This window comes from Ruegeria sp. YTSC003, assembly GCF_059609785.1.
The window spans coordinates 186,805-212,163 of sequence record NZ_JBXWMK010000005.1 but is presented as its reverse complement, the minus strand read 5'-3'; the positions used below and the strand labels follow the sequence as shown (position 1 = coordinate 212,163).

Sequence of the window (25,359 nt, the reverse complement as noted above, 5' to 3'; positions counted from 1 at the left end):
TGTTGCCCCGGGATACGTGACGTTGCCTCACAACGTCCCAACGTTGCGAGGGCCTCAAATGGTTGGTAACAAACATCACCAATACTGCGAAGGCCGAACCTCATGCCCGTCATTACCAATATCGACGATCTGAAACGTATCTACGAACGCCGCGTGCCGCGCATGTTTTTCGACTATGCCGAAAGCGGCAGTTGGACAGAACAAACCTTCCGCGAGAACAGCTCGGATTTCGAAGATATCAGGCTGCGCCAGCGGGTCGCCGTGGATATGGACGGGCGCTCGACTGCAACGCAGATGATCGGACAGGATGTTGCGATGCCGGTGGCTCTGGCCCCAGTTGGCCTGACAGGCATGCAGCACGCGGACGGTGAGATGAAGGCCGCAAAGGCTGCCGAGGAGTTCGGCGTGCCTTTCACCCTGTCGACCATGTCGATCAACTCGATCGAGGATGTCGCAGGGCATACAAGCAAACCCTTTTGGTTCCAGCTTTATGCAATGAAGGATCAGGATTACGTCGGTCGCCTGATCCAGCGCGCCAAGGATGCCAAATGTTCCGCATTGGTGATCACCCTGGACCTGCAAATTCTGGGGCAGCGCCACAAAGATTTGAAAAATGGCTTGTCCGCGCCGCCGAAACTGACCGCCAAGACAATTGCAAACCTCATGACCAAATGGGCTTGGGGGATAGAAATGCTGGGCGCACATCGGCGCGAGTTTGGCAATATCGTTGGTCATGCCGAAGGCGTTTCTGATGCCTCATCGCTGGGCGCGTGGACGGCCGAGCAATTCGACCCCAGCCTCGATTGGAAAAAGGTCGAAAAGTTGATGGAGCAGTGGGGCGGCAAGGTGATCCTGAAAGGTATTCTGGATGCCGAGGACGCCAGGATGGCAGCTAAACTGGGCGCAGATGCCATCGTTGTTTCAAACCACGGCGGGCGGCAGTTGGATGGAGCGCTCAGTTCGATCCGTGTCTTGCCTGAAATCATGGACGCAGTTGGTGATGACGTCGAAGTCCATCTGGACAGTGGCATCCGGTCCGGGCAGGACGTTCTCAAAGCGCTGGCACTTGGGGCCAAGGGTACTTACATCGGTCGCGCTTTTGTCTATGGGCTGGGTGCGATGGGCCAACAAGGTGTCACGACTGCGCTGGATATCATCCACAAAGAGCTGGACACCACGATGGCCCTGTGCGGCGAGCGGAATGTGAGCAGTCTGGGTCGTCACAACCTGCTGATCCCCGAGGGTTTCGGCGGCCGATGGCAAGCCTGATCTCGCAAAACCTTCCAGCAAACCATTTCAAAGGGGGCTCTGCCCCACCGCAGCAAGCTGCGATTCCCCCGAGATATTTTCTGCCAGATGAAGCACGGGATCCGATCTTCATCTGGCCCCAAATATCCCGGAGCGCGAGGCAGAGCCTCGCAAAGTATGAAGACCGCGAAAAACCCCTTTTCAAACCTGACAATTCAAGCTAAGGACGCGGCTTCACGCGGGCATACAGCCTTGGAGGATGCCCGCCCTAACATTGGAGAATTATCATGGCTGGAGAGATTCCTGATCTCGTAGCTCTGGAACGGACGGGGACAGGCAAGGGCGCCGCTCGTCAGGCACGCCGCGACGGCATGGTTCCGGGCATCGTATTTGGTGGCGACAAAGAACCGCTGCCGATCCAGATCCCGTTCAACGAACTGTTCAAGCGCCTGAAAGCTGGCCGGTTCAAGTCGACCCTGTGGAACCTGAAGGTTGAAGGCCAGGAAGACGTTCGCGTCATCTGCCGCGACGTTCAACGTGACGTCGTCAAAGACTTGCCGACCCACCTGGACCTGATGCGCCTGCGTCGCACCACCAAAATCGCGCTGTTCATCCCGGTTGAGTTCATCAACGAGGAAGAAGCACCCGGCATCAAGAAGGGCGGCGTTCTGACCGTTGTCCGTCCAGAGGTCGAACTGATGTGCACCGCAGGTGATATTCCTGAGAAAATCACCGTTGACGTGACCGGCATGAACATCAACGACGTTGTCACCATTTCGTCGGTCGATCTGCCCGAAGGCACCAAGCCGACTATCGACCGTGACTTCGTGATCGCGAACATCTCGGCACCGACTGGTTTGTCGACAAGCGACGACGAAGAGGGTGAAGAAGGTGAAGTGGCCGCAGACGAAGTTGAAGTCGTCGGTCAGGAAGCCGAAGAGTAAGTTCAGGCTTAACTGTACTGAAAATGAAACGGGGTTCCATCGGAGCCCCGTTTTTTTCAAATGCACATTTTCGCATTTGATCGCAGACTGTGCTAAGTTCGCTGCCAGTGGCCCAATTGGAATGCCACCAGCTCATCGAATAGTTCAGCGTAGCACGCGATCATGAGACCCCAATCAAATTTTCTACCAGCCCTAATTTCAATGGCCGTCAGCGTCGGTTTCGGATCTTCGGTCACTGCGCAAGTGCAGGACACTCTGCCCAGTAAGGATGACGTTGCTGAACGTTTCACGTCTGATCATTTCTCGCCATATGCCGGTAGAAACTTTCCGACCCGACCGCTTTGGGGTGACACACATCTTCATACCCAGGTGTCCGTTGACGCCGGAACCATGACCCGTCTTAGCCAAGAGGACGCGTTTCGGTTCGCGCGAGGCCACGAAGTCACTACGACGCATGGATTGCAGGCAAAGCTTTCCCAACCACTGGATTGGCTTGTAGTCTCGGACCATGCCGAAATGTATGGGCTAATGCCCCAGTTACTTGGCGGGGATCAGAATGTTCTGTCGACCCCGCAAGGCAAAGCCTGGTACGACGCGCTTACCAGCAACGACAACGACATTGTCTTTGCCACCGCTATGGAAATCGTGGCGTCGTTGTCCGGGAATGAGCCCCCGATCGACAATCCCAAAGCCATCAAGGACGCTTGGCAGAACTATACGGCCCTTGCGGACCAGTACAACGAGCCCGGCGTCTTTACCGCTCTAATCGGTTACGAGTGGACGTCTGAGGGCGGAGACAACATCCACCGCAACGTGATCTTCCGGGATGCTGCGGCCAACGCCAATCAGGTACTTCCGTTCTCGCAATTCGACAGTAAGAACCCTGAAGACCTATGGGCACACCTGGCCGACTATGAGGATCGGACAGGCGGTGACGTGCTTGCAATTCCCCATAATGGCAACCTGTCCAATGGTCGCTTGTTTTCAGTTTCGAACTTTGACGGGACGCCCTTATCGGAAGAAAACGCGCGCCTGCGTGCACGGTTCGAACCGGTCATCGAAACTACGCAGATCAAAGGTGACAGTGAAGCGCATCCGTTTCTCAGCCCCGATGACGAATTCGCGGATTTTGACACGTGGGACGCGTCAAACCTGAACGGGACCGAAGCCAAAACTCAGGACATGTTGCAATACGAGTATTCCCGCGAGGCTTACAAAACCGGTCTGATGCTGGAAGAACAACTGGGCATCAACCCCTACAAGGTCGGTCAGATTGGTTCGACTGACGCGCATACTGGCATGGCAGCCGTGGAAGAGGAGAACTTCTTTGGCAAGCATTCCGGCGTGGAACCGGAGCCAAACCGCTGGGAACATTTGGTTATCGAAGCCCCCGACCCCGAGTTCTCAATCTATGGCTGGAAACAGGCCTCGGGTGGATATGCTGCTGTTTGGGCCATGGAGAATACCCGCGAGGCGATCTTTGACGCGCTCGAGCGGCGCGAAGTCTACGGCACCACCGGTTCGCGTATGCTGGTGCGGTTCTTCGGCGGCTGGGATTTTGCAGAAGAAGATGCTCTGTCTCGCCTGCCTGCCGATCTTGGCTACGCTAAGGGCGTACCGATGGGTTCGGATCTACCCGCCAGAACCGGCGACGGTGCACCGAATTTCCTGATCGCAGCGCTGAAAGACCCCTATAGCGGCAATCTCGACCGTGTACAGGTCATCAAAGGGTGGCTGAACGCAGACGGGACGCGCGGAGAAAAGGTCTATGACGTGGCATGGGGCGGAGATCGTGTGCCCGACGCAGACGGAAAATTGCCTTTGGTCGGGAACACGGTCGATGTGGGAAACGCGACTTGGACCAACACAATTGGTGCACCGGAATTGATCACCTATTGGCAGGACCCGGATTTCGACCCGTCGCAGCGGGCCTTCTACTATGTCCGCGTCATCGAAATCCCGACGCCGCGCTGGACGGCCTATGAGGCCAAAAGGTTCAACGTCCAGATGGATGCCGACGTGCCGATGACCACAACCGAACGCGCCTATACCTCTCCGATCTGGTACACGCCCAAAGGCTGAAGCTCGTCTTTTGCACCTTGCCATCACTGGATTTTCGATCCATTTCGGGGCATGAGGGGCAAGTCCTACTAGGAGGCGCAGAGCAGAGTCATGAAACTTTTTGTCGGACTGGGAAATCCGGGGCAGAAATACGCCCGGAACCGGCACAATATCGGGTTCATGGCACTGGACAGGATTGCCGACGATCACGGTTTCGGCCCGTGGAAATCAAAGTTCCAGGCAGAAATCGCCGAGGGGCGGTTGGGCTCGGAAAAGGTGCTGCTGATCAAGCCACAAACCTTCATGAACCGCTCGGGTCAATCCGTGGGTGAGGCCATGCGCTTCTATAAGCTGGACTCGACAGATGTGACCGTTTTTCACGACGAGCTGGATCTTGCGCCCGGTAAGGTGCGTGCGAAAGCAGGTGGAGGTCACGCCGGGCATAACGGTCTGCGGTCGATCCATGACCATATCAGCCCGGCCTATGATCGAGTTCGTCTGGGCATTGGGCATCCGGGCCGCAAAGAACTGGTCTCGCCTTATGTCCTGAGTGACTTTGCCAAGGCAGATTCGGATTGGCTGGAAGACGTCTTGCGGGGGGTTTCCGACGGTGCCGGTCATTTGGCAGATGGCGATGGTGGCAGATTCATGAACGCGGTCGCATTGCGCACCGCACCGCCACGGTCATCAAAAACCGCTGCGGCCTCCTCGAAATCGGTCGCTGCAGCTACGCCTGAACCCGAGGCGGACACCAGGTCCGCCATGCAAAAACTGATGGACAAGTTCAAGTAAGGCCAACGATGGTGCCGCTACGTCTCAATTGCGAACTGCGCCAGTCCGCGCTCCAATGCACACCAAAAGCGGGAGGTAACATATGCGAACCCTGATGAAATGGGTGCTGCGCATCGTTTTGATGTTGGTGCTGGCAGCGGTGGTCGTTGGCGTTTGGAAGCGCGAAGAGATTCAGCGCCTGATGGCAGTGAACTCTTTGTTTTCCGAAGGAAAGATCATTTACAACTTCTCTCACATGGATGACGCCTTCCTGACTGTCGACCTGCTAAGGGGGGAAGGTGCGACATTCGAACTGCCCTACGGCCCCGGTTTTGACCTGCCCGAGGGCACGGACAAATGGGTCGAAGACCGGGCCGTAACCTCTTTGCTGGTGATGCAGGACGGGCAGATCAGGTTCGAAGAATACTATTTGGGGACCGCCCCCGAGGATCGCCGGATATCCTGGTCGGTCGCCAAAAGCTATCTGTCCGCCCTGTTCGGCATCCTGATGGCCGAAGGCGCCATCGACTCGCTGGACGATCCGGTGGTCAAATACGCCCCGAAACTGCAGGGCACCGCTTATGACGGCGCAACGATCCGCAATGTTCTGAACATGGCCAGCGGTGTGACCTTCGACGAGGACTATCTGGACTACAACTCCGACATCAACCGAATGGGTCGCGTCGTCGCCCTGGGTGGAGAGCTGGATGACTTTGCCGCCTCGCTGAACGAAACGTTCGTCGAGCCCGGCGAGACATGGCAATATGTCTCGATCGACACCCACGTTATCGGCATGATTGTTCGCGGTGCGACGGACCGATCTGTGGCTGATTTGCTGACCGAAAAGATCATTGAACCTTTGGGCCTTGAACGCGACGGCTACTATGTCACCGACGGTGCTGGCGTGGCTTTCGTCTTGGGCGGGTTGAACTTCACTACTCGCGACTTTGCCCGGTTTGGACAGATGATCCTGCAAAACGGCGAGCATAATGGCCAGCAGATCGTGCCCGCTGAGTGGATTGCGGAATCCGTTTTTCCCAGCGCCCCCACCAAGGCCGGAGAGATCGGCTATGGCTATCAGTGGTGGATCCCCCTTGGCGCGCATGAAGGTGAGTTTCTGGCCCGTGGCGTATATGGCCAGTACATCTATTTCGACCAACCGCGCGGTGTTGTTATCGTCGCAACCGGGGCTGATCGCAATTTCCGCGACGATGGTGTCAACGAGGCGAACATAGAAATGTTCCGCACGATCGCTCAAAGCCTGTAAGGTGTGCTCATGCAAAAACTGGACAGCATAAACGTTCTGGGGGGCGTCCTTGCCCCCTGCTCCCGCGATCCACAGACCGGGTTCTTTCGGGACGGGGCCTGTAACACCTGCGCCGAAGATCAGGGCAGTCACACGGTCTGCGCGGTCATGACGGCCGAGTTTTTGGCCTATTCCAAATATGTCGGCAATGACCTGAGCACACCGCGCCCTGAATTCGACTTTCCCGGTCTCAAACCCGGTGACAAATGGTGCCTTTGTGCCGGGCGTTTCCTGCAGGCCCATGACGAGGGCTGCGCGCCCAAGGCCGACCTTGAGGCCACGCATCAGCGGGCGCTGGACATCGTCCCTATTGGAATCTTACGCGAATACGCCGCGAAACCCGATTGACCTCGGGGACAAAACCACATCAAAGAAACCCGCCAGCCGACACTTTGTTTAGCAAGCGCAAAACCGTTAAAAACGAGGTAGGCTATGAGCTTTGTCGCGATGAACCGCTTCAAAGTCCGTCTGGGCAACGAAGCCGATTTCGAATCCGTTTGGAAAGACCGCGAAAGCCGCTTGAAAGAACTGCAAGGGTTTCAGGAGTTTCGCCTTCTGAAAGGCCCCGAAGACGACGGATATCGGCTGTATTCCAGCCATGTGATCTGGGACAATCGCAGCGATTTCGAAGCCTGGACCAAGTCCCAACAATTCCGGGATGCGCACAAAAACGCTGGCAACGGCAAGACGCAGTCGGCTCTGGTGGGACCACCTCAGTTCGAGGGGTTCGAAACGGTTTTGCATCAGAACTGATCAATCCATGTCGCCAACACCGGATTGATGTTTACACGGCGCGCGCCAGATAGCCACGCGATGTGCGCGAGGGCGGACCAGTTGGAAAACTGTGCTCCGCCTCCAGCAGCCACCCCGCATCCTTTAGCATCTTGGCCACCTGTTGCGGCCTGTAGGACCGGTGACGCCATTGAAGCCAGATAATCGCGTTGCACCAGTGCGGTTTGCTAACGACCAGCCATAGCTTTGCCGCTGGCGTGGCCTGCCTGCGCATGTGGTGTAGGGCATCGGTGGGGTCGCTGCAATGTTCAAGGACATGGGCGGCGAGAATGCAATCAAAGGGCTCGGCTGGGTGAAATTTCTCCAACCGTGATCGGGCAGTCTGGGTCGTAACGCCCCTTTGGGCCAATGCACCCTCGGCCTGTTTCAGCATTTTCCCGGATGGCTCGAGCAGAGTGACCCGACCTTTGGGTTGAATGACTGCACGTGCCTCGGCAAAAGCGCCGGTCCCGCACCCGACATCCAGCCCGTTCCGGCCTAAATCATCTGCTGAACCAGTCGACAGAAACCCCAGATAGGCGTCAAAATAGCCCAGCAGACGCATCTTATCCGCCCAGCCGGGTGCCGCGGCATCGTATTTTTGAGCGAGTTTATCTGAACTGGACGCGTCCTGCATGCCCACCAGCGTGGCATGAAAGACCCGGGACGCAAAGCCCCGGGTAGTCGTTAGCCAGCAGTACGTCCTTCGGTATCGGACATGTCGAAGTTCAGGTATTTGGCCACAGTCTGAACGTCCTTATCGCCGCGCCCGCACATGTTCATGCAGATCAGGTGATCCTTGGGCAGCTCTGGCGCGATCTTCATAACATGTGCCAGCGCGTGGCTGGGTTCCAACGCGGGGATAATGCCTTCGGTTGCACAGCACAGCTGGAACGCTTCCAGCGCCTCTTTGTCGGTGATCGAGACATAGTTCGCGCGACCGATGTCATTCAGCCAGGAATGCTCAGGCCCGATGCCGGGGTAATCCAGACCGGCCGAGATCGAATAGCCTTCAAGGATCTGGCCGTCATTATCCTGCAGCAGGTACGTGCGATTACCGTGCAGCACACCAGGGCGACCGCCGGTCAGCGAAGCGCAATGCTCCATCTTTTCGTTCACACCTTTGCCGCCCGCCTCAACACCGATGATGTTGACGCTCTTGTCGTCAAGGAACGGGTAGAACAGACCCATCGCATTCGACCCACCGCCGATGGCGGCGATAAGCGTATCGGGCAAACGGCCTTCGGCCTTTTGCATCTGCTCCTTAGCTTCCTTGCCGATGATTGACTGGAAGTCACGCACCATCGCCGGATACGGGTGCGGGCCCGCCACAGTGCCGATGCAGTAGAACGTGTCGCGCACATTGGTCACCCAGTCGCGTAGCGCGTCGTTCATCGCGTCTTTCAGCGTGCCTCTGCCGCTCGTCACCGGAATCACTTCGGCACCCAGCAAACGCATACGGAACACGTTGGGCGCTTGACGCTGTACGTCATGCGCGCCCATGTAGACGACACACTTAAGGCCAAACTTGGCGCAGACGGTGGCGGTGGCCACGCCGTGTTGCCCTGCCCCGGTTTCCGCAATAATTCGGGTTTTACCCATGCGCCGCGCCAGAATGATCTGGCCCAGAACATTGTTGATCTTGTGTGCGCCGGTGTGGTTCAGCTCATCGCGCTTGAGATAGATCTTCGCGCCGCCCAGGTGCTCAGTCAGGCGTTCCGCGTAGTACAGCGGCGAGGGGCGACCCACGTAGTTCGCCCACAGATCGTCCATTTCAGCCCAGAAAGTCGGATCATCCTTGGCCTTCTCATATTCCTCTTCCAGCGACAGAATCAGCGGCATCAGCGTTTCGCTGACAAACCGTCCGCCGAAGATGCCAAAGCGGCCCTGTTCGTCGGGACCGGACATGAAGGAATTGAATAGATCGTTGGCCATGGGTGTCTCCCTCGTCGTACCCGTTGTTCATAGGAGGTGCTGACAGGTTTTGCCATGGCAAAACGTATCATTCTGTGGGCCTGTATCGATGCTTCCAGATCCGCAGGGCCTGTTCTTCGGTTGGAACAGCAATGCATGAGAAATGGTGGAACTCGTGCGTGATGGACAACCGGTCTGACACCGCAAGAACGCGCCTGTGTGGTCCCGAATGGGCAAATGTCAGCATGGCCTCGGCGTCTTGCCAAACACTGAGTGAAAAGTAGAGCCCACCGTGAGGGAACATCTGCGCATGCTCGCATAATGGGTCTCCGCGCGCCTGCTTCAATGCCTGTCCTGCACGCCAAAAGAACTCTGGCGCGTTGTACCAATGGTTCAGGGTAACCCCGCCAATCGCTGCAAGCATCTTTGTTCCTCCCCGACGTTATATACGGGGGAGGTCAGCAAGCAGATCAATGGGCGGCGGAAACGAATTCAGAAATCTTAATGGAGTCTTTAACTCCGGGCGAACTTTCGACGCCGGAAGACACATCAACCTGTTTTGCGCCGGTCATACGGATCGCCTCGGCGACGTTGTCCGGAGTAAGTCCCCCGGCCAGCATCCACGGCTTTCGCCAGTATTTCCGGCCTGCCAGCAATCTCCAGTCAAAGGCAAGCCCGTTGCCACCCGGCAGTTCGGAGGTGCGCGGCGGCTTCGCGTCGATCAGCAATTGATCAGCCACTTCAGAATACAGATCAATCGCGCTCAGATCCTCAGCCTCGGCGATGCCGATTGCCTTCATCACCGGCAGGCCAAACCTGTCGCGTACTTCTGAAACCCGCTGGGGTGTTTCCTTGCCATGCAATTGCAACATGTCCAAGGGCACGCGTGCGATGATACGGTCCAGTTCTTCGTCCGTCGCATTCACGGTCAGCGCGACCTTGGCCACGCCTGCAGGAACAAGCTGCGACAGCCCTGCCGCGGCATCAAGGTCCAGATGCCGTGGCGATTTTGAGAAAAAGACAAAGCCGACGTAGCGTGCACCGGCATCAGCCGCAGCGCGCACGTGATCGGGTGCGGTTAGCCCGCAGATTTTTACAGCTACATCGGTCATATAAAGGTGCCTTAGCTGGCTTCGTCCAGCAGAGCCAGAACGTCGTCTTTGCCCTCATTCTGCTTTTTCTTGAGCTTTTTGACCTCACGCTCAAGCTTGCGCACTTCTCCGGTCTTGGTCGAGACATCGCGGCGGTGTTTATGCTCGCGCAGCCATTCCCACAGGAAGCCGATGATCAGACCGGCCACGACGCCGCCCAGCACCACGATGAACAGTGGCAAAGACGTTGAGAAATTGAGCCCCAGCAACTCGGCCAGGGCATCCGGCATCAGCTTCAACTCGACGATCTGGCGATTGGCCAGCGAGATTGACACAAGAACGATCCCGAGGATCGCCAGGAAAGCATATCGAAGGTAACGCATCATGGTGTCAGGCTTTACCGTTCAATCGGTCCCTTAGCAACTTGCCAGTTTTGAAGAATGGAACACATTTTTCTTCGACCTGCACGGTCTCACCCGTACGAGGATTGCGGCCAACACGCGCGTCACGTTGTTTGACCGAGAAGGCACCGAAGCCGCGCAGTTCAACACGGTCGCCACGCGCCATAGCATCTGTCACTTCTTCGAACACGGTATTCACAATCCGCTCGACATCACGCTGATAGAGATGTGGGTTTTCGTCGGCGATTTTCTGAATCAGTTCTGAACGGATCATGAGTGTTACCCTCCCAGGCGACCGGTTAACCATGTCTATACTTCTGGACAGTATAGGAAAAAACCGTGATCGGGGGAACGTAAACTCTGTGTGCAAAGCATTCATTTTACAGCAAAGTCGCGCGATTTTTTGCTTGTTCAGGCAAAATCCGCTCTTAAAGCGTGAACGACGGCCGCAATAAGCCCAAATTTTGGAACATATTGATTCGCAACAAAAACGGCCCCGCGCGTCTGCACGGGGCCGTAAACTCGGCTGAAAATCCAACCTGAGCTTAGTCGCCGGATTTCAGCGCTGCACCCAGGATATCGCCCAGCGATGCGCCCGAGTCGGAAGAACCGTACTGTTCCACGGCCTCTTTCTCTTCGGCGATCTCACGTGCCTTGATCGACAGACCCAGACGGCGAGTCTTGCTGTCGACATTAGTGACGCGGACATCGATCTTGTCGTTAACCGAGAAACGCTCGGGGCGCTGCTCTGCACGATCACGCGACAGGTCGGAACGACGGATGAAGGACTTCATGCCTTCGTATTCCACCTCGATGCCGCCATCTTCGATCGCAGTGACTTCTACAGTGATGATCGAACCGCGCTTCACGCCGCCAACGGCTTCTGCGAACTTGTCACCACCCAGGGCTTTGATCGACAGCGAGATACGCTCTTTTTCCACGTCAACTTCCGAGACAACGGCCGAAACCATGTCGCCTTTGCGGTAGTTCTGGATCGCATCTTCGCCACGTTCGTCCCACGACAGGTCGGACAGGTGAACCATGCCATCGATGTCGCCTTCGAGGCCAATGAACAGACCAAATTCGGTGATGTTCTTGACTTCGCCTTCGACTTCGGTGCCCTCGGGGTGTGTTTCTGCAAACACTTCCCACGGGTTGCGCATGGTCTGCTTCAGGCCCAGAGATACGCGACGCTTGGCACCGTCGATTTCCAGAACCATGACGTCGACTTCCTGGCTGGTCGAAACGATCTTGCCGGGGTGGACGTTTTTCTTGGTCCAGGACATCTCGGACACGTGCACCAGACCTTCGACACCGGCTTCCAGCTCGACGAACGCGCCGTAGTCGGTGATGTTGGTGACGCGACCCTGATGGACCGAGCCCAGCGGGTATTTCGCAGCAACCAGATCCCATGGATCTTCCTGCAGCTGCTTCATGCCCAAGCTGATGCGGTGGGTCTCTTTGTTGATCTTGATGACCTGAACCTTGATGGTTTCGCCGATCGTCAGGATCTCGGACGGGTGGTTCACACGGCGCCATGCCATGTCGGTGACGTGCAGCAGGCCGTCAACGCCGCCCAGGTCAACAAACGCACCGTATTCGGTGATGTTCTTGACCACGCCTTCGACGGTCTGACCTTCGGTCAGGTTGCCAATGACTTCGGCACGCTGTTCGGCACGCGATTCTTCCAGGATAGCGCGGCGCGACACAACGATGTTGCCACGGCGGCGGTCCATTTTCAGAATCTGGAACGGCTGCTTCAGACCCATCAGCGGGCCAGCGTCGCGCACGGGGCGAACGTCAACCTGCGAGCCGGGCAGGAACGCAACTGCGCCACCCAGATCGACGGTGAAGCCACCTTTGACGCGACCAAAGATTGCACCTTCGACGCGCTGGTCGTCGGCATATGCTTTTTCCAGACGGTCCCATGCCTCTTCACGGCGGGCCATCTCGCGCGAGATGACAGCTTCGCCACGGGCGTTCTCTGCGGCGCGCAGGTAGACTTCTACCTCGTCACCAACAGCGATTTCAGGAGCTTCGCCGGGATTCGCGAATTCTTTCAGATCAACGCGGCCTTCCATTTTGTAGCCAACGTCGATGATGGCTTGGCCGGCTTCGATCGCCAGAACCTTGCCTTTGACAACAGAACCCTCTTCGGGCGTGTCCATTTCGAAGCTTTCGTTCAGGAGGGCTTCGAATTCCTCCATGGTTGTATCAGCCATCTGGCAGTGTTTTCCTTTACATACGTTTTTACTGGCCGAGCGGTTGTCTCCGCCGGTCTTGTTTCATGGTGTCATCGGACGTGATCCGGTGCGCCCCTGAGCAAACAAACACAAAGGGCCGAGGTGACCCGGCCCTGCTCAGTAACGTCATCCGGACGTTGACCGCCCTTGTGTTGACAGCGCGCGTATAAGCCGAATTCTCGACATGTGCAAGAGGAAAGCCTTGATATACAGGGCATCGGCCGCCGTCACACTCGGCGCGCCATGTCCCAAACGCACCCGTCCCGTTGCAACATGGACTGCTCAATCGCATTCAATCGCGAATAGGCATCATCGGGACTATGCGCGCCGCCTTCTTTATGCCAAATGCGCAGCGCCGAGGCCGGGCTCCACGGCAAACAAGCCGAGGCAAGCCACAATCGCAATTCGGCAGGCAACGCGTCATAGGCCTGCATTGGCAATCCCGTCCGCCGGCGGCGTTTGATCCGGCTGCGCAGGTTTCGGTTCTTTCTGCGGTCAGTCATTGTGCGCTCCGTTCATCGGCGCGCACGTACCTAGACTGTCGGGTGTCAACGGATATCGTCATGCTCGCTCGATAGTTTTGCTATGTTATTACATTAGAATAAACCATGTGCAACCACTCTCGTTAGGCGCAACTCCCGATTCCTGCGAAGAATGTCGTGTTTCGAACAGCAAAGTCTGCGCCACTTGCGAAGCTTTGAAAAAGTTGGAGGATCTCATGCGTCAAGACCTGAACTTTCTCGTCATCATTTCAGACGAACACCGCAAAGACGCAATGGGATGCGCTGGCCATCCGATTGTCAAAACGCCCAATCTGGATGCACTGGCCGCGCGCGGAACGATGTTTGAGTCCGCCTACACGCCTTCGCCCATGTGCGTACCCACACGGGCGGCGCTAGCGACCGGAGACTGGGTTCACACGACAGGAAACTGGGACAGCGCAACACCCTATGACGGACATCCGCGCAGCTGGATGAGGCAGGTGCGCGACGCCGGGCGCGAGGTCGTCTCTATTGGAAAACTGCATTTCAGGTCCAACCAAGACGACAATGGCTTCTCGGAGGAAATCCTGCCGATGCACGTGGTTGGAGGTGTCGGCTGGGCCGTTGGGCTTTTGCGCGAAAACCCACCAGACTATGATTCGGCCTCCGAGCTGGCGGGCGATGTGGGCGTCGGGTCCAGCACCTATACCGATTATGATCTGGACATTACCGCAGCAGCCGAGGCCTGGCTGGCCGATCCCGCGCGCCAAGCCAAACCCTGGGCTGCATTTGTGTCGCTGGTCAGCCCACACTACCCCCTGACCTGTCCCAAGGAATGGTACGATCTTTACGATCCAGCCCAGATGGATCTGCCCGTCGGGTATGGCAAAGGGCTGCCCGATCATGAAGAGCTGCGCAACATCGCCGCGTTCTTCAACTACGAAGATTACTTCGACGAACAGAAAATGCGCGAAGCCAAGGCGGCTTATTATGGCCTGACCTCATTGATGGATGATTGCGTGGGGCGCGTCCTGAAAGCCCTGTCCGACAGTGATCAGGCCGAAAATACGGTGGTGATCTATGTATCCGACCACGGTGACATGATGGGGGATCAGGGGTTTTGGACCAAACAGGTGATGTATGAGGCCAGTGCAGGAATTCCGATGATCGCGGCCGGCCCGGGTATCCCGTCGGAGCGACGTGTTACCACATGTACCAACCTGACCGATATCGCTGCAACCGCCCGGGATGTCTGCGGCGTCGAAGACGACGACGGCAACGCGGGTCAACCCGGCTTGTCTCTGATCGGATTGGCTAATGCGCCGGACGACCTCGATCGGACCGGTTTCAGCGAATACCACGATGGTGGGTCAAAAACCGGCAGTTTCATGGTGCGATGGGGCGAATGGAAATACGTCTATTATGTCGGACAGCCCCCGCAATTGTTCGACCTGTCAACCGATCCTCAAGAACAGACCAACCGCGCGCTGGATCGGGTAAATGACCCGCAGGTTCAGACTGCGCTGGTCGAAGGGGAACGCCGCCTGCGCGAAATCTGTGACCCCGAAGAGGTAAACGCCCGCGCCTTTGCCGACCAGCGAAAGAAAATCGAAGACCTGGGCGGAGAAGAAGCCTGCCGCACGGCCTTTGTCTTCAATCACACGCCGGCCCCGTCCGAGCAGGAAAAGCTGCGTAAAGGACCCGCGCTTTAACGCAGGTATTTTGCATTTCTCCAGTGGGTCCTCGGTCCGCGCAGCGCAGTTCAATGCTGCCACCACCGCAAAGCTGCGCGGAGCGCTAGGACCTTCTAGAACAGTTGCAGGTCCTTCTTGCCGCTTTGGATTTCGGCAAGGTTCGGCATGTTCTGGATTGCCACGGGTGCAAGTTGTTCGCCCGGCATCGCGACGGTCGGTTGCATCGCAGCCGCCATACCAAAGGCTGGCGGTTGCTCCAGCTCTCCTCGGATATCGCGCAGCAGTGTTTTGTGATCCGGCATCGCCTTGAGGATCTGCGCAAGATCCACCTTCGCGCCCTTCCACCACTGGAACCAAATCGGTTTCTTCAACGGCCGCAGACGATCACGGATGCCAGTCCCATAGCCGGTCTCATAGACCTGCTTGCCCAAAAGAACCGTCTGATAAACGCGGAAATTAAACAGTGTGGCAAATTCGACATCGTGTTCCATGGGCAGGCGGTGCTGCCACAATTCCAGGTTTTCGGCCAAACGATCCGGTATCTTCATCTCTGTGCGCGCATCGATCCAATATTGATCATCCGTGCGGTTGCCCAGGCGATAGTGCAGACAGATGAAATCCAGGACCTCGTCATACATCTTGTTCATTTGCCGGTTATATCTTGCCCGCAGCGATGGTTCGATATCGCGTGTAGGTAGGTGTTCTGCGAACCAGCGCACCGCATGATCAACCATATGGATTGCAGTACTTTCCAACGGTTCAATGAACCCGCCGGACAAACCGATGGCCAGACAGTTCTTGACCCAGGCATTGCGCACGCGCCCGATGCGCATTGGAATCACACGCGGTGTCAAACCTTTTCCGCTGTCGCCTAGCCATTCAAGATATTCATCGGCCGCCTGATCATCCGTGCGATGCGCCGATGAATACACATAGCCTGTGCCCACACGGTTGTAGAGCGGAACCCGCCACGTCCACCCCGCACCCAGTGCGGTAGAGCGTGTGACGCTTTCGATTTTCTCTGGGTCGGGATGTTCGATCTGCAACGCCATGGCACGGTCGTTGGGCAGGTAATCCGAGTAATCCATAAACGGCTCACCCAGTGCTTTGTTGATGATCAAACCTCGGAACCCGGTGCAATCTATGACCATCTCGATGTCGTGGCGGCCCTTACGCTCTAACATCAGATGGCTGACATTGCCCTGTTCATCCAGCTCAACCGTCTGCACCTCATCCTGAATGTGCTCCACCCCGCGCTTGGTGCAGACCTTGGTCAGCATGCCTGCAAACTTCACAGCGTCCAGATGATATGCATAGCCAAACCGTTGCTCGAACTCGGGTTGACCCAGCGGTCGTCCGCCCTTGCACAGGCGGGCCAGATCGTCATGCGGCGAGATGGACTGTGTAAAATCCCTATCGCCGTTGCCAAAGCGTAAGAAATACTCGGCGGCTTCCAATCCTTCCAACAACTGACCGTGGGCAAAAGGGTTCACGTAATCGATGCGATTGCCTTTTGCGTCCTTGTTCCAATTGCAGAACTTCACACCCAGCTTGAACGACGCATTGGTCTCGCGGAAGAAATCCCGCTCGGAAATGCCCGCTTGGCGCAGCGTGACCGGCATGCGCGGCACCGTGGCCTCACCTACGCCAACCGTGGCGATATTGGGGCTTTCGATCAGGCAGATGCGCGGACGATCCTTGGGGGCCGAGGTGCGTGAAAACACCATGTCCAGTATCAGCGCGGTCATCCAACCCGCCGTGCCACCACCCACGATAGTGATCTTACGCAAACGATTATTCATATTGTTCTGTCCCTGTTGGCTTGAGGGATTTTTTGGCTGCTTCCCCTTTTTGTTTTTGAGGATTGTATGGCAGCCTTCCCTTCTGGCATGGGCAAAGCATAGCAGGTTTCCTGCGTCCAGCTAGGGTCTAGCGCGCCCTGACCTGAATGTACTTTCCTTCTTTCGGCAAAGCGACGCTCGGTCACGGCACGCTGCCCCGGCCAGTACACATAACCGCGATGCGTTAAAGGCAAACCGGGCCGCCGATGGACCGCAGCTTCTGCGCGGCAACTTGAAATCAGAGCAAACGCAATTCCCGGGCGCGTGTCAGATTTCCTCACCTTTTTTCAGAAGCTCTTCGATCAGATCGCGCTGCAAATCCTGGCTGTCGCCCCCTCCGAATTCCGCCGCGCCACCGGTGTAGAAGGTGCCATAAGTCTTGGCGATATTCACTGTCTGGGCCAGCCCCGAGATCAGTTGGTTCTTGTCCAGCCGGGATAGCGGATGGATGTACGCAGCCCACAAGATACCATTCGCGAGCGCGTAACGCGCGTCTAGCGTACTGTCAAAATTCGCCTGCATCACGCGTTCAAGGTCAGCGGGCGACAAATCTTCGGCGCTGCCAATCGCGACCATGGCCCGCATCCGATCCGCATTGATATCCGTAACGACCAGCACCGTTACGTCCCCAACCTTCAGCTCAAACCCCGGTCCAAACGGTTTCGCGTCAGGATCGAGCGCAAAGATGATCTTTCCCAACCGCTCATACGTCATCGGGGGTTCCGGCTCAGCCGTCTCTTGAGCGAATGCACTTCCGGCAAGGAAAATCATCAATAAGGCTAGTCGGATCATGGCATCACTCCTGCAGGCTATAGGCCGACAATAGGGTCGAGGCACAGACCTGACCAAACAAAGCTTGGTGAACAGTATTTCGAAGGCACCGACAGCTTTGAACGATCTGCAAGATACTCAGGGCTTTCTGCGATAGCTCGTTCAGAACCTAGTTCCTAGCTTTGGTTCAGCGGCTGGCAGACCTGCTGGCCGGACGCTGAACCGGAAAGGAAACACAAATGAAATCTCTCGTTCTTATCACCCTGATCGCCACATTGCCCCTGATCGCAGCCCCGGCCTTTGCTGCGGATGAGATCAACGTATCAAACGGTATTTCTGCCGCCGGTGCGCCGCTTGCCGCGCATGGGGTCGATCTGGTGACTCTCGTTAACGACGGCAACCCGGTCGATGGCTTTGCCACCCACTCGGCCACTTATGACGGCGCATCTTATTACTTCACCAGCGCCGCCAACCGCGAAGCGTTCGAGGCCAACCCGGCGGCCTACCTGCCACAACATGGCGGGTTCTGTTCGTTCGGCGTTTCTGTCGGCAAAAAATTCGACGGCGATCCGGATCAATACCTTGTGGCTGACGGAAAGCTGTATCTGTTCCTGAACGCAGATACTCGCGCGGCGTTCCTTGAAGATGTCTCTGCCACATCTGAAACCGCGGACAATCAGTGGTCCAAGATCAAAAGCATCGCGGTCGGAGAGCTGTAATCTAATAGCCAAAGGCCCGCGAAGTTACGATTTTGCGGGCCTTGCCTTCTCGATGATCTCGACAGCCTTTGCTAAGGCAGCTTCGATGCTCAGATCTGACGTGTCCAGCAAGACTGCATCCTCTGCTGGCTTCATGGGCGCGGTGCTGCGTTCCGTATCCCGCGCGTCGCGTTCTTTTACGTCCGACAGCACCTGTTCGCGCGTGATATCACTGCCCTTCGCGCTGAGCTCAAGAAAACGACGCTCAGCCCGAACTTCGGGGCTGGCGGTGACGAACAGTTTCACCTCGGCCTCGGGACAAATTACCGTACCGATGTCGCGACCGTCCAGCACAGCGCCCCCACTGCGGCGTGCGAAAGCGCGCTGGAAGTCAACCAACGCGGCCCGAACCTCGGGGATTACAGCTACTTTTGAGGCCGCCTGCGCGATCTCGGCCGTGCGCAAATCGCCCTGCTCCAACTCTTCGGGGGTCAGAGCTTGTGCTGCCGCAATCGGCTCCAGTCCCTGCAAAGTCCGCCTGCCGACCGCGCGGTACAAAAGCCCGGTGTCCAGATGCGCGAACCCAAATTGCGCCGCAACCGCCTTTGAGATCGTGCCCTTCCCTGCCGCAGCTGGTCCATCAATGGCGATAGTGAATTGTGAATCCGACATCAAACCTACCGATTATTTCGTTGCAGTTTCGCACCCAACTTGGCCATCAAAGGTTCAAAAATCGGGAACGACGTCGCGATCGGGCCCGCGTCGTCGACGGTTACACCCTTTTTGGCCCCCATCCCCAAAATCATGAACGACATGGCGATCCGGTGGTCCAGAAAGCTTTCGCAGGTGCCGCCACCGGGGACGTTGCCGATGCCCAGCCCTTCAACCGACCACCATTCATCACCTTCTTCGACAGTTACACCATTGGCGCGCAGGCCCCGAGCCATTGCGTCGATCCGGTCGCTTTCCTTTACGCGCAGTTCTTTTACGCCGCCCATCATCGTGACGCCGGTGGCATTTGCCGCAATCACGGACAAAACCGGGTATTCATCAATCATCGAGGCCGCGCGTTCGGGTGGAACATCGATCCCCTTCATATTCGGCGAGTACTTTGCGCGCAGATCGGCGACAGGTTCGCCGCCCTCTTCGCGCTCATTCTCATAGGCCAGGTCTGCACCCATCTCGCGCAGCGTGGTGAACAACCCCGCACGGGTGGGGTTCAGGCCGATGCCCGGCACCAAAACGTCCGACCCCGGCGTGAGCAACGCAGCGCAGACCGGAAAGGCCGCGCTGGACGGATCGCGCGGAACGGCGATGACCTGCGGTTTCAACTCGGGGCGACCGGTCAGAGTGATCACCCGGCCCTCATCAGTGTCCTCAACGGTGATTTCCGCGCCAAAGCCTGCCAGCATACGCTCGGAATGGTCACGTGTGGCTTCTTTCTCGATCACAACGGTTTTGCCGGGAGCATTGAGGCCAGCCAGAAGCACTGCAGATTTCACCTGGGCCGAAGGCACGGGCACCTCGTAGCGCACCGGAGTGGAGTCAGCCGCGCCAACGATCGTCATGGGCAAGCGCCCCCCTGAACGGCCCACCGATTGCGTTCCGAACAAAGCCAGCGGATCTGTGACCCGCGCCATGGGGCGTTTGTTCAGGCTCGCGTCGCCCGTAAAAGTCGCCGAAATCGGACAGGTCGCCATCGCGCCCATAATCAAGCGAACACCGGTGCCCGAGTTGCCGCAATCGATCACCTGATCGGGTTCGGCAAAGCCACCGACGCCCACACCATGCACAGTCCATTCACCGCCGCCATGGTCAGTAACCTCGGCCCCGAAGGCGCGCATGGCCTTGGCGGTGTCCAGAACATCTTCGCCTTCCAACAGGCCCGAGATCCGGGTCTCGCCCACGGCCATCGCGCCCAGAATCAACGACCGATGCGAGATTGACTTGTCACCGGGCACCTCTGCCGTTCCGGTCAGCGGGCCGCAAGGATGCGAGGTCATCGGGATGGGCGTGCCGTGTCCGGACATGGGGGCTCCTGTTTTCGCTATCAGTTCAAGGCGGATTAGCGAATTGGGGCCGGTTGGTCCAGCCGCAATCAGTCTTTGCGGCGGAAGGTCAGGTAGTGTGGCGTACGGCCTTCACGCAGGGCTTTTTGTTCATAGCGGGTGGAAATCCAGTCATCCCACGGCTCGCGCCAGTCGGCAGGGCGCTCGGCCAGCCATTCGAACCCGGCGCGTGGCACCTCTTCCAACGTCTGGCGCACATAGTCGGGAATGTCGGTAGCAACGCGGAAAATAGACCCCGGCTTCAGGGCGCGGGCCAAAGGCTCCAGATGTTCCTGCGTCACGAAACGGCGACGGTGGTGCCGCGTTTTGGGCCAAGGGTCGGGATAAAGTAAAAAAGCGCGTGAGATGCTGGCCTCGGGCAGAACATCGAACAGATCGCGCACATCGCCTGGATGCACCGCCAGATTTTCGACCCCGGCCTGACGAATCTTACCCAACAGCATAGCGACTCCGTTGATATACGGTTCGGCCCCAATAATGCCGGTATCGGGGTTGCTGGCAGCCTGGTGCACAAGATGCTCACCCCCACCAAAGCCGACCTCAAGCCAGACGTCCCTGCCATCGAACAGAGCGTTCAGATCCAGCGGATGGCGTTCGGGATTGGTTTCCCAATCCACCGCACCCGGTGACAGTGCATCAAGGTCTTCGTTCAGATACGTCTTTTGGCTGGGCTTCAGGGTTTTCCCTTTGAAGCGGCCATAGAAGTTTCTGCGCGGGCGTTGTGGGGTCTGGGTGCTCATGGCGGTGGCCATACTGCGACACCGAGGTTGGTTCAAGAGGGGCGTAGTAATCACCGGCCAACAAAAAAAAGCGCGCCGATGTCGGCGCGCTTTGATAATTCGGATCAGACGGCCGCTTTCAGCGCATCGGCCAGATCGGTCCGTTCCCAGCTAAAACCGCCATCCGCCTCGGGTTCGCGGCCAAAGTGGCCGTAAGCCGCCGTGCGCTGATAGATAGGTTTGTTCATCTGCAGGTGCTGCCGGATGCCGCGCGGGGTCAGATCCATGACCTGACCGACAGCCTTTTCGATTTCTGCGTCCGGGATTTCACCAGTGCCGTGAGTGTCGGCGTAGATCGACAGCGGCTTGGAAACGCCGATCGCATAGCTTAGTTGGATCGTGCAGCGTTCTGCCATTCCGGCAGCCACAACGTTCTTGGCCAGATAACGCGCGGCATACGCAGCCGAACGGTCCACCTTGGTCGGATCCTTGCCCGAGAACGCGCCACCGCCGTGCGGCGCTGCGCCACCATAGGTGTCTACGATGATTTTGCGCCCAGTCAGACCTGCGTCACCATCCGGGCCACCGATCACGAATTTGCCCGTGGGATTCACGTGCCACTCGGTATCGTTGCTCAACCAACCTTCAGGCAGGGTTTCACGGATATAGGGCTCTACAATCGCGCGAATGTCGGCCGAAGTCAGCGCTTCGTCCAGGTGCTGTGTCGACAACACGATCGAGCTGACACCCACAGGTTTGCCGTCACGGTAAATGACCGACAATTGCGACTTGGCATCAGGGCCCAATGCGGGCTCGCTGCCATTCTTGCGCACTTCGGCAAGACGGCGCAGGATCGCGTGCGAATACTGGATTGGGGCCGGCATCAGCGCAGGCGTTTCAGTGGTCGCATAACCGAACATGATGCCCTGGTCACCGGCACCTTCGTCCTTGTCTGCCGCTGCATCCACACCTTGGGCGATGTGCGCGGACTGTTCGTGCAGCAGGTTCGTCACCTCGACGGTTTCGTGGTGAAATTTGTCCTGCTCGTATCCGATGTCTTTGATACAGGCGCGCGCAATCTCGTCGATGCGGCCCATGTAATCGTGCAGCTTTTCCTGATCAGACAGACCAACTTCGCCACCGATGACGACCCGGTCGGTCGTAGCAAAGGTTTCGCACGCCACGCGCGCTTCGGGTTCTTCATTCAGAAATGCGTCAAGTACGGCATCGGAAATCCGGTCGCAAACCTTGTCCGGGTGCCCTTCGGAAACAGACTCCGAAGTAAATGTGTAGTTCTGTCGGGACATGAAAGTGCTCCATTAAGATTATCCCATCACGTCAGGAAGCCGTTGTAATGAGCATGCAACGGGATACGCATCAAGAAACACAGCGTCAATCCGAAAATACTATTGCTGTTCTCTGGCGTTGCGCCAAAACAGCGCGAAAAACGCCAACAGCGCGACAAATACCGGTGCATCACCCAACCGGGCGTACACAGTCGGGGCCAGCGCCTTGGGCAATGTCGCATCGAGAAAACCGGCCTGCCCCAGAGGTAAGGCCCTGGTAATACGACCCAGCGGGTCAATCATCGCTGACACTCCGGTATTGGCCGACCGCATCATCGGCAACCCTTGCTCGATGGCGCGCATCTGAGCTTGTGCCAGATGCTGATACGGCCCCGAGCGCGTTCCGAACCATGCATCATTGGTGATCTGCAGCAAAAAATCGGCACGACCCGGTGCAGACAAGACGTCCTGAGTAAAGACTGCCTCATAGCAGATAAGTGGCAGGGCTTTCCCAAGCTTGCCAGCGTCCATCAGCGAAGCACCCGGTCCGGCACTAAAGCCATTGCCAGTAGTGGCAGCCATTCCGTAAACTCCGAACTGGGCCAACATGTCGCCAAATGGCACATATTCGCCAAAGGGTGCCAGATGATGCTTGTCATAAAGCCCCTGCTGCCGGCCATCTTCATCCAGATAGATCATCGAATTGTAGATGCGCGGGCCGTCTCCTCTCTGAATTCCCAGAAATACGGGCGTCCCCTGCGCGGCGTCGGCGATTGCGGTCAGATAAGGCTGCGCGCTTCCCAGCCATGCAGGAATCGAGGTTTCCGGCCAGACAATCAAATCCGGTCGCGGGGCCGCCGCTGTGAACTCTAGTTGACGGGCAAAAAACAGCGGGGCGTAATCCGGATCCCATTTCTGATGCTGGGGCGCATTTGGTTGAATGAGGCGAACAGCATTGTCAGTGTCCGTAACAACCGGGCGCGACATGGCATAAATCAATGCGAAACACGCGGTTCCAACGGTCAGGACTGACGGAACCACATAGCCATCGCGCCGCGACAGCGCGGCCCCGAGCGGCAAAGTCGCCAGCAAAGTCACCGCGCCCAGCCCATATGGCCCGAACAGAGACAATAGCTGCGCGACCTGTGTATTCACCCAGACCTGCGCCAGCCCCGCCCAGGGAAACCCCGTCAGGACATACCCTCGGGCAAATTCCAGCAGTGAGATTGAAATCGCCAGAAACACGGCCTGTGATACGCCATCGCTGTCGGGACGCCGCACCAGCCAAAAAGCAAGCGCCCAAAACAACGCGAGGCCGCCTGCCATGAATGTCAGGGCAAAGGGCGCCATCCATCCGTGACGCTGGACATCAACTAGGAACGGCTCGACAATCCAACTGAGCGCATGCGCAAAATACCCGGTCGCAAAGGCCCAGCCCAACCACGCCGCCCTCGCCCGCGTCTCAGTCGTAAGAAACAGAGGCGACAGCAGGATCAGTGCGATCACTGTTGCCGGCCAAATGCCGAACGGAGCAAGCCCAAACGCCGCGACCGCGCCCAGCAGAGCTGCGGATATTAACCGCAACCAAAACGGCCAGCCCTGTGCAGGGTTCATTCAACGCGATCCGGCAACATGACACGCAGACGTTTGATCCGGCGCGGGTCGGCGTCAATCACCTCGAACTCAGGACCTTCGGGATGCAATACGACCTCGCCCCGTGCTGGGACGCGACCAGATAGCATGAAGACCAATCCGCCCAAGGTGTCGATCTCTTCCTCGTCCACGTCTTCGTGACTTGTCAGAGAACGCCCGATCTCGGCCTCGAACTCTTCCAACGGAACGCGGGCTTGCACGACGTAGTAGCCGGGCTTTTCCTGTATCCAAAGTTGGCCTTCGTCGGCATCGTGCTCATCCGCAATCTCACCGACCACCTGTTCGATCAGATCCTCGATCGACACCAGACCATCAACACCGCCGTATTCGTCAATCACCAGCGCCATATGGCGGCGTTCGGTCTGCATCTTCGTCAACAACACGCCAATAGGCATCGACGGCGGCACAAACAGCAAAGTGCGCAGCATCGAGACCAGATCAAACTCTGACCCCGTGCCGTTAAATCCGTGCGTAAGCGCAAAATCCTTCAGGTGTACAAACCCCAAAGGCGTATCAAGCGTTCCCTCATAGACGGGGATACGGGACAGGCCGCTGTCGCGGAAAACCTGAGCCAGTTCATCCTTGCTGATTGTCGAGGGCACGGACACGATTTCCGCCGTGGGAATAGCCACATCTTCGACCCGCATTCGCCGCAGGTTGATCATGCCGCGAGGCTGAACCATGTCGACCTCATGTCCATTGGTTGCGCTGACCTCTTCGTCGCTCTGCGGCGAGAACGCGTCCACTATTCGAGAAAAGAAGCCAGCTTTTTCGCTGGCATTTTCACCGCTGTCCTTCGGTTGCGCGCTCTGCGCCGCCATAGAACTGCCGTCTGTATCGCCCATAATCCTGTTCCAAATGATCGGCCAATGCGGCCACTATTACATACTATATGGGTCATCTATACCCATTTTGCCAAGTATCTCGACCTCGACCCCTTCCATCAAAGTGGCGTCGGGGTCACGGATGTGGTCATAGCCCAGCAAGTGCAACACTCCGTGAATGATCAGATGCGTGACGTGATCGTCCATGGTTTTGCTGGCGTCGGCTGCTTCACGGGCGCAAGTATCGAAAGATATCGCAATGTCGCCCAGCGCGATTTCGCCTGTAAAGTCTGGCGTGGGTCGGGCAGGCCTCTGCCCCGCTTCATCAGCGGCCAGATCTTCGGCTGGCCAACTCAGCACATTGGTCGGCGTGGGCTTATCCCTAAATTCCGCGTTCAGGTCAGCAATTCGCGCATCATCGCAGGCCAGCAGACTGATTTCGCACAGCTCGGCGTCCAGATCGCAAAAGTCCAAAACTGCCTTTATCGCGCGCGCGGCCAACGGTTCAAGCTGTTGCCAGCGCGCATCTTCGATCGTCACTTCCAGGTTCATCTCACCGTGTCCAAAGCCTT

The 25,359-nt window shown here is 57.5% G+C and carries 26 protein-coding genes and 1 riboswitch; of the genes, 9 read left to right on the top strand and 17 right to left on the bottom strand.

Going from position 1 to position 25,359, the window contains the following annotated elements; translation table 11 throughout:
* Positions 1 to 102 precede the first annotated feature (102 nt).
* The 7 genes from AC2FFH_RS12040 to hmuQ all read left to right on the top strand — a co-directional run bounded on the left by AC2FFH_RS12040 (position 103) and on the right by hmuQ (position 7,083).
* A complete protein-coding gene (locus AC2FFH_RS12040) occupies positions 103 to 1,269 on the top strand; it encodes an alpha-hydroxy acid oxidase (protein ID WP_496740172.1) in 1,167 nt (388 codons plus the stop codon).
* 266 nt (positions 1,270 to 1,535) lie between these two features.
* The gene (locus AC2FFH_RS12035; protein WP_496767097.1) at positions 1,536 to 2,192 is read left to right on the top strand and encodes a 50S ribosomal protein L25/general stress protein Ctc; all 657 of its coding nucleotides are present in this window, start codon (positions 1,536 to 1,538) and stop codon (positions 2,190 to 2,192) included.
* 201 nt (positions 2,193 to 2,393) lie between these two features.
* Positions 2,394 to 4,274 (top strand): DUF3604 domain-containing protein, encoded by a 1,881-nt coding sequence (locus AC2FFH_RS12030; RefSeq protein ID WP_496767098.1) that lies wholly within the window; start codon positions 2,394 to 2,396, stop codon positions 4,272 to 4,274.
* A 90-nt stretch (positions 4,275 to 4,364) separates the two neighbouring features.
* The gene (gene pth / locus AC2FFH_RS12025; RefSeq protein ID WP_496726824.1) at positions 4,365 to 5,045 is read left to right on the top strand and encodes an aminoacyl-tRNA hydrolase; all 681 of its coding nucleotides are present in this window, start codon (positions 4,365 to 4,367) and stop codon (positions 5,043 to 5,045) included.
* A gap of 82 nt (positions 5,046 to 5,127) precedes the next feature.
* Positions 5,128 to 6,291: a serine hydrolase domain-containing protein gene (locus AC2FFH_RS12020; RefSeq protein ID WP_496844474.1), complete on the top strand. Its 1,164-nt coding sequence runs from the start codon at positions 5,128 to 5,130 to the stop codon at positions 6,289 to 6,291.
* A gap of 9 nt (positions 6,292 to 6,300) precedes the next feature.
* On the top strand, positions 6,301 to 6,678 hold the full coding sequence (locus AC2FFH_RS12015; RefSeq protein WP_496767100.1) for a DUF2237 family protein: 378 nt from the start codon (positions 6,301 to 6,303) through the stop codon (positions 6,676 to 6,678).
* An 84-nt stretch (positions 6,679 to 6,762) separates the two neighbouring features.
* Entirely contained in the window at positions 6,763 to 7,083 is a 321-nt protein-coding gene (hmuQ, locus tag AC2FFH_RS12010) for a heme-degrading protein HmuQ (protein WP_496844473.1), read from the top strand.
* 31 nt (positions 7,084 to 7,114) lie between these two features.
* On the opposite strand, the gene AC2FFH_RS12005 is transcribed toward hmuQ, so the two are convergent.
* From AC2FFH_RS12005 to AC2FFH_RS11970, 8 genes are all read right to left on the bottom strand, one after another.
* Positions 7,115 to 7,738 carry a class I SAM-dependent methyltransferase gene (locus AC2FFH_RS12005; protein WP_496767102.1) on the bottom strand — a complete coding sequence of 208 codons (624 nt, stop codon included), beginning with the start codon at positions 7,736 to 7,738 and terminating at the stop codon, positions 7,115 to 7,117.
* A 50-nt stretch (positions 7,739 to 7,788) separates the two neighbouring features.
* Entirely contained in the window at positions 7,789 to 9,036 is a 1,248-nt protein-coding gene (gene trpB, locus AC2FFH_RS12000; protein ID WP_496767103.1) for a tryptophan synthase subunit beta, read from the bottom strand.
* A 67-nt stretch (positions 9,037 to 9,103) separates the two neighbouring features.
* The gene (locus AC2FFH_RS11995; RefSeq protein WP_496767104.1) at positions 9,104 to 9,439 is read right to left on the bottom strand and encodes a hypothetical protein; all 336 of its coding nucleotides are present in this window, start codon (positions 9,437 to 9,439) and stop codon (positions 9,104 to 9,106) included.
* A gap of 46 nt (positions 9,440 to 9,485) precedes the next feature.
* The gene (locus AC2FFH_RS11990) at positions 9,486 to 10,127 is read right to left on the bottom strand and encodes a phosphoribosylanthranilate isomerase (protein WP_496767105.1); all 642 of its coding nucleotides are present in this window, start codon (positions 10,125 to 10,127) and stop codon (positions 9,486 to 9,488) included.
* 11 nt (positions 10,128 to 10,138) lie between these two features.
* Positions 10,139 to 10,489, bottom strand: coding sequence for a lipopolysaccharide assembly protein LapA domain-containing protein (locus AC2FFH_RS11985; RefSeq protein ID WP_496735491.1), 351 nt, complete (start codon positions 10,487 to 10,489; stop codon positions 10,139 to 10,141).
* 7 nt (positions 10,490 to 10,496) lie between these two features.
* Positions 10,497 to 10,781 carry an integration host factor subunit beta gene (gene ihfB / locus AC2FFH_RS11980; RefSeq protein WP_037310872.1) on the bottom strand — a complete coding sequence of 95 codons (285 nt, stop codon included), beginning with the start codon at positions 10,779 to 10,781 and terminating at the stop codon, positions 10,497 to 10,499.
* A 271-nt stretch (positions 10,782 to 11,052) separates the two neighbouring features.
* A complete protein-coding gene (rpsA, locus tag AC2FFH_RS11975; RefSeq protein ID WP_496844471.1) occupies positions 11,053 to 12,729 on the bottom strand; it encodes a 30S ribosomal protein S1 in 1,677 nt (558 codons plus the stop codon).
* A 248-nt stretch (positions 12,730 to 12,977) separates the two neighbouring features.
* Positions 12,978 to 13,253, bottom strand: a complete 276-nt coding sequence (locus tag AC2FFH_RS11970) for a DUF6525 family protein (protein WP_496844470.1) — start codon at positions 13,251 to 13,253, stop codon at positions 12,978 to 12,980.
* 215 nt (positions 13,254 to 13,468) lie between these two features.
* Between AC2FFH_RS11970 and AC2FFH_RS11965 the strand changes: the two genes are divergently transcribed.
* Positions 13,469 to 14,944 carry a sulfatase family protein gene (locus AC2FFH_RS11965; RefSeq protein ID WP_496844469.1) on the top strand — a complete coding sequence of 492 codons (1,476 nt, stop codon included), beginning with the start codon at positions 13,469 to 13,471 and terminating at the stop codon, positions 14,942 to 14,944.
* A 95-nt stretch (positions 14,945 to 15,039) separates the two neighbouring features.
* Here the strand turns inward: AC2FFH_RS11965 and AC2FFH_RS11960 are convergent, their stop codons facing one another.
* Positions 15,040 to 16,728, bottom strand: a complete 1,689-nt coding sequence (locus tag AC2FFH_RS11960; protein ID WP_496844468.1) for a tryptophan halogenase family protein — start codon at positions 16,726 to 16,728, stop codon at positions 15,040 to 15,042.
* Positions 16,729 to 17,034: 306 nt separating this feature from the next.
* Positions 17,035 to 17,559 carry a hypothetical protein gene (locus tag AC2FFH_RS11955; RefSeq protein WP_496844467.1) on the bottom strand — a complete coding sequence of 175 codons (525 nt, stop codon included), beginning with the start codon at positions 17,557 to 17,559 and terminating at the stop codon, positions 17,035 to 17,037.
* Between the two features lie 218 nt (positions 17,560 to 17,777).
* Here AC2FFH_RS11955 and AC2FFH_RS11950 point away from each other — a divergent pair, with 218 nt between their 5' ends.
* On the top strand, positions 17,778 to 18,257 hold the full coding sequence (locus tag AC2FFH_RS11950) for a YHS domain-containing (seleno)protein (protein ID WP_496844466.1): 480 nt from the start codon (positions 17,778 to 17,780) through the stop codon (positions 18,255 to 18,257).
* Between the two features lie 24 nt (positions 18,258 to 18,281).
* On the opposite strand, the gene cmk is transcribed toward AC2FFH_RS11950, so the two are convergent.
* From cmk to ybeY, 7 genes are all read right to left on the bottom strand, one after another.
* The gene (gene cmk / locus AC2FFH_RS11945; protein ID WP_496844465.1) at positions 18,282 to 18,908 is read right to left on the bottom strand and encodes a (d)CMP kinase; all 627 of its coding nucleotides are present in this window, start codon (positions 18,906 to 18,908) and stop codon (positions 18,282 to 18,284) included.
* Positions 18,909 to 18,913: 5 nt separating this feature from the next.
* Entirely contained in the window at positions 18,914 to 20,266 is a 1,353-nt protein-coding gene (gene aroA, locus AC2FFH_RS11940) for a 3-phosphoshikimate 1-carboxyvinyltransferase (protein ID WP_496844464.1), read from the bottom strand.
* Positions 20,267 to 20,334: 68 nt separating this feature from the next.
* Positions 20,335 to 21,045: a tRNA (guanine(46)-N(7))-methyltransferase TrmB gene (gene trmB, locus AC2FFH_RS11935; RefSeq protein ID WP_496767110.1), complete on the bottom strand. Its 711-nt coding sequence runs from the start codon at positions 21,043 to 21,045 to the stop codon at positions 20,335 to 20,337.
* A 104-nt stretch (positions 21,046 to 21,149) separates the two neighbouring features.
* Positions 21,150 to 22,331: a methionine adenosyltransferase gene (metK, locus tag AC2FFH_RS11930; RefSeq protein WP_496767111.1), complete on the bottom strand. Its 1,182-nt coding sequence runs from the start codon at positions 22,329 to 22,331 to the stop codon at positions 21,150 to 21,152.
* Positions 22,332 to 22,336: 5 nt separating this feature from the next.
* Positions 22,337 to 22,385: riboswitch (SAM-SAH riboswitch) on the bottom strand.
* Positions 22,386 to 22,430: 45 nt separating this feature from the next.
* Positions 22,431 to 23,924, bottom strand: a complete 1,494-nt coding sequence (lnt, locus tag AC2FFH_RS11925; RefSeq protein WP_496844463.1) for an apolipoprotein N-acyltransferase — start codon at positions 23,922 to 23,924, stop codon at positions 22,431 to 22,433.
* On the bottom strand, positions 23,921 to 24,808 hold the full coding sequence (locus AC2FFH_RS11920) for a hemolysin family protein (protein ID WP_496767113.1): 888 nt from the start codon (positions 24,806 to 24,808) through the stop codon (positions 23,921 to 23,923). Before AC2FFH_RS11920 ends, lnt begins: the two co-directional genes overlap by 4 nt.
* A 36-nt stretch (positions 24,809 to 24,844) precedes the next feature.
* Positions 24,845 to 25,339 carry an rRNA maturation RNase YbeY gene (gene ybeY, locus AC2FFH_RS11915; RefSeq protein WP_496767114.1) on the bottom strand — a complete coding sequence of 165 codons (495 nt, stop codon included), beginning with the start codon at positions 25,337 to 25,339 and terminating at the stop codon, positions 24,845 to 24,847.
* Positions 25,340 to 25,359 lie beyond the last annotated feature (20 nt).

Excerpts from the sequence above, each read along its gene's own strand:
- AC2FFH_RS12040 (WP_496740172.1), top strand. The coding sequence starts at position 103 with ATGCCCGTCATTACCAATATCGACGATCTGAAACGTATCTACGAACGC.
- AC2FFH_RS12035 (WP_496767097.1), top strand. The coding sequence starts at position 1,536 with ATGGCTGGAGAGATTCCTGATCTCGTAGCTCTGGAACGGACGGGGACA.
- AC2FFH_RS12030 (WP_496767098.1), top strand. The coding sequence starts at position 2,394 with ATGGCCGTCAGCGTCGGTTTCGGATCTTCGGTCACTGCGCAAGTGCAG.
- pth (WP_496726824.1), top strand. The coding sequence starts at position 4,365 with ATGAAACTTTTTGTCGGACTGGGAAATCCGGGGCAGAAATACGCCCGG.
- AC2FFH_RS12020 (WP_496844474.1), top strand. The coding sequence starts at position 5,128 with ATGCGAACCCTGATGAAATGGGTGCTGCGCATCGTTTTGATGTTGGTG.
- AC2FFH_RS12015 (WP_496767100.1), top strand. The coding sequence starts at position 6,301 with ATGCAAAAACTGGACAGCATAAACGTTCTGGGGGGCGTCCTTGCCCCC.
- hmuQ (WP_496844473.1), top strand. The coding sequence starts at position 6,763 with ATGAGCTTTGTCGCGATGAACCGCTTCAAAGTCCGTCTGGGCAACGAA.
- AC2FFH_RS12005 (WP_496767102.1), bottom strand. The coding sequence starts at position 7,738 with ATGCAGGACGCGTCCAGTTCAGATAAACTCGCTCAAAAATACGATGCC.
- trpB (WP_496767103.1), bottom strand. The coding sequence starts at position 9,036 with ATGGCCAACGATCTATTCAATTCCTTCATGTCCGGTCCCGACGAACAG.
- AC2FFH_RS11995 (WP_496767104.1), bottom strand. The coding sequence starts at position 9,439 with ATGCTTGCAGCGATTGGCGGGGTTACCCTGAACCATTGGTACAACGCG.
- AC2FFH_RS11990 (WP_496767105.1), bottom strand. The coding sequence starts at position 10,127 with ATGACCGATGTAGCTGTAAAAATCTGCGGGCTAACCGCACCCGATCAC.
- AC2FFH_RS11985 (WP_496735491.1), bottom strand. The coding sequence starts at position 10,489 with ATGCGTTACCTTCGATATGCTTTCCTGGCGATCCTCGGGATCGTTCTT.
- ihfB (WP_037310872.1), bottom strand. The coding sequence starts at position 10,781 with ATGATCCGTTCAGAACTGATTCAGAAAATCGCCGACGAAAACCCACAT.
- rpsA (WP_496844471.1), bottom strand. The coding sequence starts at position 12,729 with ATGGCTGATACAACCATGGAGGAATTCGAAGCCCTCCTGAACGAAAGC.
- AC2FFH_RS11970 (WP_496844470.1), bottom strand. The coding sequence starts at position 13,253 with ATGACTGACCGCAGAAAGAACCGAAACCTGCGCAGCCGGATCAAACGC.
- AC2FFH_RS11965 (WP_496844469.1), top strand. The coding sequence starts at position 13,469 with ATGCGTCAAGACCTGAACTTTCTCGTCATCATTTCAGACGAACACCGC.
- AC2FFH_RS11960 (WP_496844468.1), bottom strand. The coding sequence starts at position 16,728 with ATGAATAATCGTTTGCGTAAGATCACTATCGTGGGTGGTGGCACGGCG.
- AC2FFH_RS11955 (WP_496844467.1), bottom strand. The coding sequence starts at position 17,559 with ATGATCCGACTAGCCTTATTGATGATTTTCCTTGCCGGAAGTGCATTC.
- AC2FFH_RS11950 (WP_496844466.1), top strand. The coding sequence starts at position 17,778 with ATGAAATCTCTCGTTCTTATCACCCTGATCGCCACATTGCCCCTGATC.
- cmk (WP_496844465.1), bottom strand. The coding sequence starts at position 18,908 with ATGTCGGATTCACAATTCACTATCGCCATTGATGGACCAGCTGCGGCA.
- aroA (WP_496844464.1), bottom strand. The coding sequence starts at position 20,266 with ATGTCCGGACACGGCACGCCCATCCCGATGACCTCGCATCCTTGCGGC.
- trmB (WP_496767110.1), bottom strand. The coding sequence starts at position 21,045 with ATGAGCACCCAGACCCCACAACGCCCGCGCAGAAACTTCTATGGCCGC.
- metK (WP_496767111.1), bottom strand. The coding sequence starts at position 22,331 with ATGTCCCGACAGAACTACACATTTACTTCGGAGTCTGTTTCCGAAGGG.
- lnt (WP_496844463.1), bottom strand. The coding sequence starts at position 23,924 with ATGAACCCTGCACAGGGCTGGCCGTTTTGGTTGCGGTTAATATCCGCA.
- AC2FFH_RS11920 (WP_496767113.1), bottom strand. The coding sequence starts at position 24,808 with ATGGGCGATACAGACGGCAGTTCTATGGCGGCGCAGAGCGCGCAACCG.
- ybeY (WP_496767114.1), bottom strand. The coding sequence starts at position 25,339 with ATGAACCTGGAAGTGACGATCGAAGATGCGCGCTGGCAACAGCTTGAA.